12 protein-coding genes and 1 pseudogene are annotated in these 10,319 nt (G+C 73.3%); 5 read left to right on the forward strand and 8 right to left on the reverse strand.

The genetic code is table 11. From position 1 onward, the window contains the following. A pseudogene (locus NH339_RS15230) lies at nucleotides 1-249 on the forward strand (hypothetical protein); the annotation flags it as partial. A 55-nt stretch (nucleotides 250-304) separates the two neighbouring features. Here NH339_RS15230 and NH339_RS15235 read toward each other — a convergent pair. Continuing rightward, a complete protein-coding gene (locus tag NH339_RS15235; RefSeq protein ID WP_253026866.1) occupies nucleotides 305-1,063 on the reverse strand; it encodes a ParA family protein in 759 nt (252 codons plus the stop codon). A 66-nt stretch (nucleotides 1,064-1,129) separates the two neighbouring features. Here NH339_RS15235 and NH339_RS15240 point away from each other — a divergent pair, with 66 nt between their 5' ends. The 4 genes from NH339_RS15240 to NH339_RS15255 are packed head-to-tail and all read left to right on the forward strand — an operon-like array spanning nucleotide 1,130 to nucleotide 4,066. Then, nucleotides 1,130-1,885, forward strand: a complete 756-nt coding sequence (locus NH339_RS15240) for an SDR family oxidoreductase (RefSeq protein WP_253026850.1) — start codon at nucleotides 1,130-1,132, stop codon at nucleotides 1,883-1,885. Continuing rightward, entirely contained in the window at nucleotides 1,882-2,721 is an 840-nt protein-coding gene (locus NH339_RS15245; protein ID WP_253026852.1) for an alpha/beta fold hydrolase, read from the forward strand. The genes NH339_RS15240 and NH339_RS15245 overlap by 4 nt, the downstream gene beginning before the upstream one ends. Beyond that, nucleotides 2,718-3,338 carry a sulfite oxidase-like oxidoreductase gene (locus NH339_RS15250; RefSeq protein ID WP_253026854.1) on the forward strand — a complete coding sequence of 207 codons (621 nt, stop codon included), beginning with the start codon at nucleotides 2,718-2,720 and terminating at the stop codon, nucleotides 3,336-3,338. The genes NH339_RS15245 and NH339_RS15250 overlap by 4 nt, the downstream gene beginning before the upstream one ends. After that, nucleotides 3,335-4,066 carry an FAD-binding oxidoreductase gene (locus NH339_RS15255; protein WP_253026856.1) on the forward strand — a complete coding sequence of 244 codons (732 nt, stop codon included), beginning with the start codon at nucleotides 3,335-3,337 and terminating at the stop codon, nucleotides 4,064-4,066. Before NH339_RS15250 ends, NH339_RS15255 begins: the two co-directional genes overlap by 4 nt. A gap of 99 nt (nucleotides 4,067-4,165) precedes the next feature. On the opposite strand, the gene NH339_RS15260 is transcribed toward NH339_RS15255, so the two are convergent. From NH339_RS15260 to NH339_RS15290, 7 genes are all read right to left on the reverse strand, one after another. Next, nucleotides 4,166-4,813, reverse strand: coding sequence for a TetR/AcrR family transcriptional regulator (locus NH339_RS15260; protein WP_253026858.1), 648 nt, complete (start codon nucleotides 4,811-4,813; stop codon nucleotides 4,166-4,168). A 30-nt stretch (nucleotides 4,814-4,843) separates the two neighbouring features. Next, on the reverse strand, nucleotides 4,844-5,305 hold the full coding sequence (locus NH339_RS15265) for a hypothetical protein (protein WP_253026860.1): 462 nt from the start codon (nucleotides 5,303-5,305) through the stop codon (nucleotides 4,844-4,846). Nucleotides 5,306-5,766: 461 nt separating this feature from the next. Beyond that, nucleotides 5,767-6,591 (reverse strand): PHP domain-containing protein, encoded by an 825-nt coding sequence (locus NH339_RS15270; protein WP_308207086.1) that lies wholly within the window; start codon nucleotides 6,589-6,591, stop codon nucleotides 5,767-5,769. A 9-nt stretch (nucleotides 6,592-6,600) separates the two neighbouring features. Beyond that, nucleotides 6,601-7,173 (reverse strand): histidine phosphatase family protein, encoded by a 573-nt coding sequence (locus NH339_RS15275; RefSeq protein WP_253026862.1) that lies wholly within the window; start codon nucleotides 7,171-7,173, stop codon nucleotides 6,601-6,603. Beyond that, nucleotides 7,173-8,216, reverse strand: a complete 1,044-nt coding sequence (locus NH339_RS15280) for a MaoC family dehydratase (protein ID WP_253026864.1) — start codon at nucleotides 8,214-8,216, stop codon at nucleotides 7,173-7,175. The genes NH339_RS15275 and NH339_RS15280 overlap by 1 nt, the downstream gene beginning before the upstream one ends. A gap of 68 nt (nucleotides 8,217-8,284) precedes the next feature. Continuing rightward, a complete protein-coding gene (locus NH339_RS15285) occupies nucleotides 8,285-8,779 on the reverse strand; it encodes a general stress protein (protein WP_067855831.1) in 495 nt (164 codons plus the stop codon). Between the two features lie 61 nt (nucleotides 8,780-8,840). Beyond that, nucleotides 8,841-10,319, reverse strand: a 1,479-nt coding sequence (locus NH339_RS15290) for a helicase-related protein (RefSeq protein WP_256475628.1), incomplete at its 5' end; no start/stop codon positions are given.

The raw sequence follows: 10,319 nt of genomic DNA on the forward strand, positions 1-10,319 counted from the left end.
GGCCAGGGCGGACGCGGTCAGGGCGGCGGACGTCCGCAGGGCGAGCGCTCCTCCGGACCCCGCACCGACCAGCCGCGGGACGAGCAGGCCAAGGACGGCCAGGGCGGCGAGGGCACCGGCTCGAGCCGCAGCCGGAACCGTCGTCGCCGTCGCACCCGGGGCGGCCAGAAGGTCGAGGGCCAGAACGGCACCCAGACCGCTTCGGGCCAGACCGCCTCGAACGAGACGGCGCCCGCCTCGGCGGACTGACCCGGACCACGACGAAGGGCCCCACGCACGGCGTGGGGCCCTTCGTCGTGCCGGCTCAGAGCAGGCTCTTGGCCACCTCGCGGTACGCGTCGGCGCCCTTGTGGTTCTTGTGGACGCTGAGGATGGAGCGGCCGATCGCGGGCGCCTCGGCGAACCGGATCGACTTGGGGATCGGCGGGCTCAGGACGGGCAGCTCGAACTGCTCCTCGATCGAGGCGAGCACGGCGCGGGCGTGGTTGGTGCGCCCGTCGAACATCGTCGGCAGCACGCCGGCGACCTCGAGCTCGGAGTTGATGAACTGCTTGACGTCGTGGACGGTGTCGAGCAGCTGCAGCACCCCGCGGTGCGACAGGGTCTCCGCCTGCAGCGGGATGACGACCTTCTGCGACGCCGAGAGCGCGCCGACCGTCAGCACGCCGAGCGTGGGCGGGCAGTCGATGACGACCAGGTCGTAGTCGTCGGCGACCTTGTCGAGCGCGACGCGCAGCCGCTGCTCGCGCCCGGTGCGGCTGACGAGCGCCTCCTCCGCCTGCGTGACCGTGACGTTGGACGGCAGCAGGTGCATGCCGTCCTCGGTGACGACGATCGCGTCGGCCGGCTTGGCCTTGCCGAGCAGCACCTCCCCCACGGTCACGTCGACGTCCTCGGGGTCGATGCCCAGGGAGAACGTCAGCCCGCCCTGCGGGTCGAGGTCGACGAGCAGCACGCGCTTGCCGAGCTCGGCGAACGCCGCGCCGAGGGAGGCGACGGTGGTCGTCTTGCCGACGCCACCCTTCTGGTTCACCACGGAGATCGTCGTCGTCACGCGGCACATCATGCCACCGGAGACCGCCCCGTGGCTGCGACGTCCGCCACCGTGACGACATGGCATGCTGACGACATGACCCGCGCTCTCGTCACCGGCGCCACGGCCGGCATCGGACTGTCCTTCGCCCGCGCCCTCGCCGCCCGGGGCGACGACGTCGTGCTGCTGGCGCGCGACGAGCAGCGTCTGGAGCAGCTGGCCACCGAGCTGCGCGGTGCGCACGGCGTGCAGGCCGACGTCGTGGTGGCCGACCTGACCACCGCGGACGGACTGGCTGCGGCCGAGGCCGCCCTCGCCAGCACCACCGCACCCGTCGACCTGCTGGTGAACAACGCTGGCGCGTCGCTCGCGGGCTGGTTCGGCACCACCGACGTCGCCGACGAGGACCGTCAGCTCGACCTGCTCGTGCGGGCGCCGATGCACCTCATGGACACGGCGATCAAGTCGATGGTCGGACGTGGCCGCGGGCAGGTGGTCAACGTGGCGAGCGTCGCCGCCTTCACCCCGCGCGGGACCTACTCCGCCCACAAGGCGTGGCTGGTGAACCTGTCGCAGTGGGCCGACTGGCACTACGCGTCGTCGGGCGTGCGCGTCATGGTGCTGTGCCCCGGCTTCGTGCGCACGGAGTTCCACCAGCGCGCCGACATGGACATCTCGGGCGTGCCCCGCTGGATGTGGCTGAACAGCGACAAGCTCGTGGCCGCCGCGCTCGCCGACCTCGAGCGCGGCCGGACCGTGTCGGTCCCCAGCCTGCGCTACAAGGTGCTCGCGACCCTGGCCCGGCACGCCCCGACGTCGCTCGTGGCGCGCGCCGCCAAGCGCGGGCGATGAGCACACCCCGCTCCCTCGACCTCCCGCCGGGCGTGGTCGCCTCGACCGTGGAGACCCCGCGGGGGCGCTTCGCCGTGCACCACGCGCACGTCGAGCACCCGCGGGCCCACGTGCTGCTGGTCCCCGGCTGGACGGGCAGCAAGGAGGACTTCACGCCGCTGCTCCCGCTCGTCGCCGGCGCAGGATTCTCGGTGACGGCGTACGACCAGCGAGGACAGCACGAGACGAGCGCGGACGACGCCGACGACTTCTCGCTCGGTGCTCTCGCCGCCGACGCAGCCGCCCTCGCCGAGACCCTCGGCACGACGCCCGTGCACCTGCTGGGCCACTCCTTCGGTGGGCTCGTGGCGCAGACGGCGGCGATCGAGCACACCGCACGATGGGCGAGCCTGAGCCTACTGTGCACCGGTCCCGCCGCGCTCGGCGCGAGCCCCGAGCGGCCGCTCGACGAGCTCGTCGCACGGCTCGACGGACCGGAGCCGATCGGCGACGTGTACCGCGCGCTGAAGGCGTCGACCCTCGGCACGCACCCGCCCGAGATCGAGGCGTTCCTGCTGCGCCGGTTCGAGACGAACTCGAGGGTCGGGCTGCGCGCACTGACCCAGCACCTGCTCGACGCCCCGGACCGGGTCGCCGAGGTCGCGGCCACCGGTCTCCCCGCGTGGGTGGGCCGAGGCGCCGGTGACGACGCGTGGCCACACGCCGTGCAGGACGACCTCGCGGCACGACTGGGGACCACCGTGCAGGTGGTTCCCGGCGCCGACCACTCCCCCGCCGTCGAGAACCCGGTGGGTCTCGCCGCGGCCTGGCTCCCGTTCCTGGAGGACCTCACATGAGCGACGCACCCGTCACGCGTGGCTTCGTCGGCCGCCGCCGGCCCGCCCAGTCCGACCGTCTGCCGCCCGGCCAGTACGACGCGGGCCGTCAGTGGCCCGTGCTCTCGGCGGAGCCGACCCCGCAGGTCGACCTCGACCGGTGGACGTTGACGGTCGACGGCGCCGTGCTCGAGCCGCAGACCTGGGACTGGTCGGCGTTGCGGGCCCTGCCGCACGCGACGAGCACGGTCGACATCCACTGCGTCACGACGTGGTCGCGGTTCGACACAGCCTTCACCGGCGTCAGCGTCGAGACGCTGCTCGACGTCTGCGGCGTCGCCTCCGACGCCACCCACGTGGTCGCGCACACCGCGTCGGGCTACACGACCAACCTGCCGCTCGACGACGTGCGCGGCGACCGCGCCTGGGTGGTGTGGGAGGCCGACGGCGCGCCGCTGACGGCCGACCACGGCGGCCCGGTGCGTCTGCTCGTGCCGCACCTGTACTTCTGGAAGTCGGCCAAGTGGCTGACCCGCCTGGAGCTGCTCGACCACGACGAGCCCGGGTTCTGGGAGCGTGGCGGCTACCACGACCGCGGGGACCCGTGGCTCGAGCAGCGCTACCAGGGGGACCCGTGAGCAGCCGGCCCGCCGGACCCGACCCTGTGGTCGAGAACCCGGGCGGCACCGGCTGGCAGCTGGCGACGGTGCGCGCGAAGGACCACCCGACGGAGGGCTTCGTGCGGCTGCGCCTGGAGCTGCCGGAGCCGGCCCCGCACCGCGCCGGTCAGCACTACGTCGTGCGGCTGCGGGCAGCGGACGGCTACACCGCGCAGCGGTCGTACTCGACGGCGTCCGCCCCCGGCGACCGGCTGGTGGAGCTGATGGTCGAGCGGATGGACGACGGCGAGGTGTCGGGGTTCCTGCACGACGAGGTGCGGGTCGGCGACACGTTCGAGGTGCGTGGACCGATCGGTCGCTGGTTCACCTGGGACGGTCGCGAGCGGGCGCTGGCGTTCGCCGGCGGGTCGGGCGTGGTGCCGATGGTCTCGATGCTCCGGCACGCGATCGGCACCGGGAACGCTGACGCGTTGCGGGTGGTGGCGGTGGCGAAGTCGCTGGACCGCCTCCCCTACGCCGACGAGCTGCTGGCCTCAGGGGCGTTCGTGGCCCTGACGCGCGAGAACCTGGGCGCGCGGGTGGCCGCGCCGCCCTACCCGGACGAGGTCGCGCCGCTGCTCGACGACGTCGAGGCGGCGTTCGTGTGCGGGTCGGTCGGGTTCGTCGGCTACGCCACGCGACTGCTGCGCGAGCAGGCGTTCCCATCCGACAGCATCCGCGTGGAGCAGTTCGGCGAGACGGGCTGACGCCTCCCACCCCTCCCCTCACCCCGCTTCTGGACCCTTCCGGGGCACGTCGACGACCTCGAGTGCCCCGCAGGTGTCCACAAGTCGGGGATGAGTGGGTCAGGTGCGTTGGGTGCCGCGGAGCACGCCGCGGACGGCTCGGCGGGCGATGGGCCCGAGGCCGTCGAGCAGCTCGGCGACGGGCCGCAGACGGGCGAGCGGGTCGTCGGCCGGCCGGCTCCCCCCGGTCCGAGTGGGCTCCATGAGCTCGATGCCGACGAAGGCCGACGCCGCGAGGTCGGTGAGCACGTCGGCGTCGAAGAGCTCGCCCACGGGCGACGTCGCGAGCAGACGCTCGAGCGTGGGGCGGACCGCGCCGGTCCACAGCCCGATCGCCCGACCCGCGGCGGTCGCGAGGTCGGGGTTGCCGTGGGAGGCGGCGAGGATCTGGCCGAGGACGGCCACGTTGCCCTCCTCACGCTCGTCGGCACGCACCTGCTCGGCGACGTCGATGAGGCCGGCCCACGTGGTGACCGCGTCGAGCGCCGGTCGGTGCCGGTCCACCCGCTCGCCGGTGAGCACCTGGCAGGCCTCGGCGACGAGCCCGTCGACGGTGCCGAAGTGGTAGAAGACCAGCGCCTGGTTGACGCCGCCGGTGGCGGCGATGGTGCGGGCCGACAGCTTCGCCATGCCCTGCTCGCGGATGGTCTGCATCGTGGCGTCGACGAGTCGGCGCCGGGTGGCCAGCGTGCGGGGGTCGTCGCTCACGCACCGAGCCTAGCCGCGTGGTCGACGACGTCATCGACGTGCCGTCGTGGGGCGCAGCGCCTTCCGGAGCGTGTGGAGCACCGGCCAGGCGGAGAGCAGGCAGACCGGGACGGCGAGGACGAACGTGAGCTCGTTCCCGGGTCCGGTGAAGGCACTGCACGCAAGGGCCAGTCCAACCAGGGTGACGGCGCAGACGAGCCAGGGCGCGACGTCGCCGAGCGGGCGGACGGCGACGAGCAGCAGGCCGGCGAGCAGGCCCGCCACGAGTCCGGTGAGCAGCCCGATCGGTACGGCGATGACCATCAGGATCAGCAGCATCGCCACCCCTTCGTCGAGGTCGGCGACGCTGACTCCGTCGAGGACGGCCCCGGACACCATCCAGCCGAGCACCACCCCCGCGGCCGTCACCGGGCCCCAGCACAGTCCTCCCAGCCAGACGCGACAGATCACGTCGGTGCCGGTGGGCGGTCGGGTGGTCGTCGGGGTGTCCATGCGTGCCTCCTTTTTTGAGCGGTTGCTCAGTTCAAGCATGACAGAGTTTGAGCAGATGCTCAAGAGCCTTCGTCGAGCTCTCGTCGACCTGCCGGCGCGTCGGCCCGGCTCCTCGCCGGCCTGCGCTCCGAGAGGGCCTCGACCGGGCGACTGGCGACGGCGCTGGTCCGGGGTCTCGGGCTGTGGATGGGTGCTGGGGTGGACGCAGGATTCTGCGTTCGCGCGTCACAGGGCCAAGGATGCTGCGTTTGCTACGGGATCCCGTCGTGAAGGCAGAAGCGTTCGGCCTCGCCCGCGTGAACGAAGAATTCTGGGTGCCCTTTGCGTTGGGGAGACACGAGATTCTCCCTTCTCGCGGCACGGTCCACGAGAAGGGAAAACCCTTGCCGCCTTCAGCCTCCCCAGCGGTGGATCTGCCACCTCACGAGCGCTCAGGAGGTGGCGGATCCACTGCTGAGGGGTCAGCCGAGGAGGCGCTCGTACTCCCCCGGGTCGGTGAGGTTGGCGCCGAGGTGGAAGGCCGACGACTTGCCTGTTCCGTGGTAGTCGCTGGAGCCGGTGACGACGAGGTCGAGGGCGCGGGCGACGTCGCGCAGGCCGCGACGGGCGGTGGCGTCGTGGTCGACGTGGTCGACCTCGATGCCGTCGAGGCCGAGGGCCGCCAGCTCCTCGAAGGCGTCGGCCGTGAGCACCCGGTCGCTGCCGCGCGACCACGGGTGCGCGACGACCGCCCGGCCACCGGCGTCCTTCAGCAGTCGCACCGCGTCGAGCAACGGAGCGGCGTAGCGCTCGACGTACGCGCGACCGCGGCTGTTCAGCCAGCCCTGGAACGCCTCGTCGCGGTGACCGATGTAGCCCTTCGCGACCATGGCGTCGGCGATGTGCGGACGTCCTGAGGCCGCCGCCGCCCCCGACTGCAGCGCGACGTCCTCCTCGGTGATGTCGATCCCGTGCTCGGCCAGCCGCGCGAGGATGCGCGGCAGGCGCTGGTCACGGCCCCCCAGCACCCGCTCCAGCTCCTCGACCAGGGGCGGGTGCGCCGGGTCGAAGGCGTAGCCCAGCAGGTGCACGCTCTCGCCGTGGAACGTCGTGGAGATCTCGATGCCCGGCACCACCACGACACCCTCCCGCTCGCCCGCAGCACGCGCCTCGTCCCAGCCGGTGGTCGCGTCGTGGTCGGTCAGTGCGACGACGTCGAGCCCGGCGAGCGCCGCGTTGACCACCAGCTCGGCGGGCGTGTCGGTCCCGTCGGAGCGGTTGGAGTGGGTGTGGAGATCGATCCTCACGAGGTCAGGCTAGAGGGTCGGGCCGACGTTCCAGCGCTGCACCACGGGCTGGCCGCGGTCGTCGCCCAGCACGGAGTAGGTCGCGGTGTCGAGGTCGAAGATGCGTCCGTCCTGCACGGGCAGGCCCAGCCAGCGCGCGGCCAGCACCCGCAGGCTGTGGCCATGGGCGAAGACGAGCACCCGGCCGTCCGCCGCCCGCACGCGCTCGACCACCCGGTCGAGCCGGGCCCCCACCTCGTCGGCCGTCTCGCCGCCCGGCACCGGGTGGTCCCAGATGGTCCAGGCCGGCACCGACTCGCGGATCTGCGGCGTCGTGAGTCCCTCGTAGTCGCCGTAGTCCCACTCGGCGAGGTCGTCCTCGATCGTCGCCTCCGTGAAGCCGGCGAGCGCGGCCGTGCGCCGCGCTCGGAGCCGGGGGCTGGTGAGCACCAGGTCGAAGTCGACGTCCGCCAGCGCGGGGGCGAGGGCCTTCGCCGTCGCCTCCCCCGCCGCGGTCAGCTCGATGTCGGTACGACCGGTGTGCCGACCCGCGAGGCTCCACTCGGTCTGCCCGTGCCGCACCAGGACCAGGGTGGCACCCATCAGCGCGGCACCAGGGCCCAGAGGTCGAGGTCGAGGAGCACGCCCTCGGCGTACTTCCCGTCGTCGCCGCGCAGCGTGGTCGTCTCGTCGCGTCCCTTGGTGGCGACGAGCCGCAGCCGCAGCGCGCCGACCCCGGTGCCCTCCCAGGCTGCCGGGGTGGCCTTGTCGAGCACCTCCGACCACGCGTACACGGTGTCGCCGGCGAACGCGGGCGCCACGTGCGAGCCGGCGTTGATCGCGGCGACGAGCTGCGCGTTCGCCAGGCCGTTGAAGGACAGGGCACGGGCCAGCGAGATCACGTGGCCGCCGTACACGAGTCGTCGACCGTCGGGGCGGGCCTCGGTGTTGAAGTGCACCTTGGCCGTGTTCTGCCACAGCCGGGTGGCCATCATGTGCTCGGACTCGCTGAGCGTGACGCCGTCGACGTGGTCGATGGTCTCGCCGACCGTGTAGTCGTCGAAGCGGTGCGGCTCGCCGGCCGCGGTGGTGTCGTAGGCCGAGAAGTCCAGGCCGGCGGGCAGCACGAGGTCGTCGGGCGCGACGACGTCGGCCACCTCGGGCACCACGGTCTCCGGGGCGGGTGCATCGGCGTCACGTTTGTGCACCATGACCCAGCGCACCCAGTCGAGCGCGACCTCGCCCCGCTGGTTGGTGGCGGTCGAGCGGACGTAGACGACGCCGGTGCGACCGTTGGAGTTCTGCTTGAGGCCGATGACCTCCGAGCTCGTGCGCAGCGTGTCGCCGGTGAGCACCGGACGGTGGAAGCGGCACTCGGCGTAGCCGAGGTTCGCGACGGCGTTGAGCGAGACGTCGGGGACCGTCTTGCCGAACGCGACGTGGAAGGCGACGAGGTCCTCGACGGGGTGGTCCTGCAGTCCGACGGAGGCGGCGAACTCGGCCGAGGAGGGGATGGCGAACCGGGTCGGGTAGATCGCGCCGTAGAGGGCGCGGTCACCGTCGGTGATCGTGCGCGGCGTGGCGTGCTCGATCACCTGGCCGACACGGAAGTCCTCGAAGAAGTTGCCGGGGTTGGTCTTGGTCATGGCTCTCCTGGGTCGCGCCCCACCGCCGTCGGCGGGGCGGAGGGGCACGGCGCGGGGCCGCGGGACGGTCAGGCGAAGGGGTTCTGGCGCGCCTCGGGCAGGTCGGCGATGAGCTCCTGGGCCCGGGCCCGGTGCTTGTGCTCGACCAGCACCTCGTACTTCGTGGCCACGACGCTGCTGACGGAGCTGAAGTCGCGCCGGCCGCGGGTGGCCGCGTAGCCGAGCAGGGCCCAGACCACGCCGAACACGATGCCGATGCCGAGCCCGCCGACGACGCTCTGCAGGAGGGTGCTCTCGCTGCTGAAGAGGCTCAGCAGCAGGCCGACGAACACACCGAGCCAGGCGCCCGAGGCAGCACCTGCGCCGGCCACGCGGCTGGTCGTGAGTCGCCCGGTGACGCGCTCGACCTGCTTGAGGTCGGTGCCGACGACGAGGAGGTTCTGGACGGGGAACTCCTGGTCGGACAGGTGGTCGACGACCTTCTGCGCGGTGGCGTAGTCGTCGTAGACACCGAGCGACTGCGGGAACTCGAGCGTGAAGAGACCCTGGTTGACGGGAGGCATGCCGCCAGTCTAGGACGCAGCGTCCTGGTCGCCCACGGACCTCCGACCCGCGGACGCACGCTCACGACCAGCTCGAGCGCAGCAGCGTCACGACGTCGAGCGGGGTGGTGCCGTAGGCCGACGTCAGCGCGGCCTCCCCCGCCGGCGACGTCGACGCGACGACCTCCGCCGGGCCGAACCACCGTGCCCAGGCGGCCGCGAAGGCACGACGCCGCTGGACGTTGCGCGCCAGCTCCGTCGGCACGGCGTACCAGGTGCGGGCCACGGGTCGGGCACGGCCGAGCAGCACGCGCCAGCCCGTGCCCGCGGACGGCGGTGGCGCCTGGTGACGCGCGACCAGCCAGCGGGGCGCGACGAGCGGCCCCAGCAGCTCCTCCACGAGGTCGACGAAGGTCGAGGCCGCAGCCGCGTCGGCGTCCAGCTCGAACCGGTACGTGCCGGTCGCGTCGACCACCGCACGCACCCCCACCGCCCCGGGACCACCCAGACCGCCCTGGGCCATGGCGTCGGCGACGACCCACGCGTGGGCCGCGAGGCCCGGGTCGCGGGCGGCCTCGCGCGCGGCGTCCCACGGCTCCAGCCGCGCGGTACGACCGAAGGACACGACACCGTCCTCACCCATCCGCGCCCACGGCGGCTCGGGTGCGGGCATCGTCGCGGGCTCCGCGCGGACGCCCTCTGCGACGTCGTCCGGGCGGACGCGGATCGCGCGCCGGACCTCGTCGCGGTACGGCTCGCCGACGCGCCAGCGGGCCCGCACGACGTCGCGCTCCCCTGCGCGCTGCGTCATGTCGAGCGCGACGACGTCGAACAGGTCGGGATCCGGCGGGACGAACGGCGAGAAGCGGGCGTCCACGTGCGCGACGCCGGAGACGACCTGCCCGTCGTCGTCGACGCCGAAGTAGCCGTCGTGCTTGCGCACGAAACGGCGCCAGTCGGAGTCGCCACCCGGGTGCTCGGGCGCGACGCAGACGACGCTCCACGTGGTGGCGACCTTGTCGGGCCACGTCGGGTCGGTGCGCAGCGCCCGGCCGCGCGTCTGGGTCACGGCCGACGTCGTCGACGCGGTGGACAGGTCGACCAGCGTCGAGACCCGCGGTGCGTCCCAGCCCTCGCCGAGCAGCGCGCGGGTGCCGACGAGGACGTCGCAGTGGCCCTCCTGGAAGGCTCGGGTGACCAGCGGCGTCCACCGTCGGCTGGTCCAGGGGCCCACGAGACGGAGCAGCCGGTCCTCGGCGCCCTCGAGCGGCTCGGTGCGCAGCTCGAGCTCCGGGGCGATCCGGCGCAGCACCTCGACGAGACGCCGCGCCGTGGCGCACCCGGCCGCGACGGTGCGTCCGGTGAGCAGCACCGGCTCGAAGCCGCCGTCGAGGAGGGCGTCCATGACCTCCAGCGCCGACCCGTGCTCGGCGGGTGCGTCGCGGAGCACGAGCGACGACGTGGGCGAGGCTCGCTCGTGGTCGCACACGACGACCGCGCGCAGCCGCTCGCCCAGCGCGTCCCGCTCGGCCTGCAGCACCGCGGCGGCCGCGCGCATCTT

The organism is Aeromicrobium sp. CnD17-E, from assembly GCF_024124745.1.
GTDB lineage: Bacteria > Actinomycetota > Actinomycetes > Propionibacteriales > Nocardioidaceae > Aeromicrobium.

Bases quoted from the DNA above. Each gene is read 5' to 3' on its own strand.
- NH339_RS15285 (WP_067855831.1), bottom strand. From the start codon at position 8,779: ATGCCTCCCGTCAACCAGGGTCTCTTCACGCTCGAGTTCCCGCAGTCG.
- NH339_RS15265 (WP_253026860.1), bottom strand. From the start codon at position 5,305: ATGGACACCCCGACGACCACCCGACCGCCCACCGGCACCGACGTGATC.
- NH339_RS15280 (WP_253026864.1), bottom strand. From the start codon at position 8,216: ATGACCAAGACCAACCCCGGCAACTTCTTCGAGGACTTCCGTGTCGGC.
- NH339_RS15240 (WP_253026850.1), top strand. From the start codon at position 1,130: ATGACCCGCGCTCTCGTCACCGGCGCCACGGCCGGCATCGGACTGTCC.
- NH339_RS15245 (WP_253026852.1), top strand. From the start codon at position 1,882: ATGAGCACACCCCGCTCCCTCGACCTCCCGCCGGGCGTGGTCGCCTCG.
- NH339_RS15250 (WP_253026854.1), top strand. From the start codon at position 2,718: ATGAGCGACGCACCCGTCACGCGTGGCTTCGTCGGCCGCCGCCGGCCC.
- NH339_RS15235 (WP_253026866.1), bottom strand. From the start codon at position 1,063: ATGTGCCGCGTGACGACGACGATCTCCGTGGTGAACCAGAAGGGTGGC.
- NH339_RS15275 (WP_253026862.1), bottom strand. From the start codon at position 7,173: ATGGGTGCCACCCTGGTCCTGGTGCGGCACGGGCAGACCGAGTGGAGC.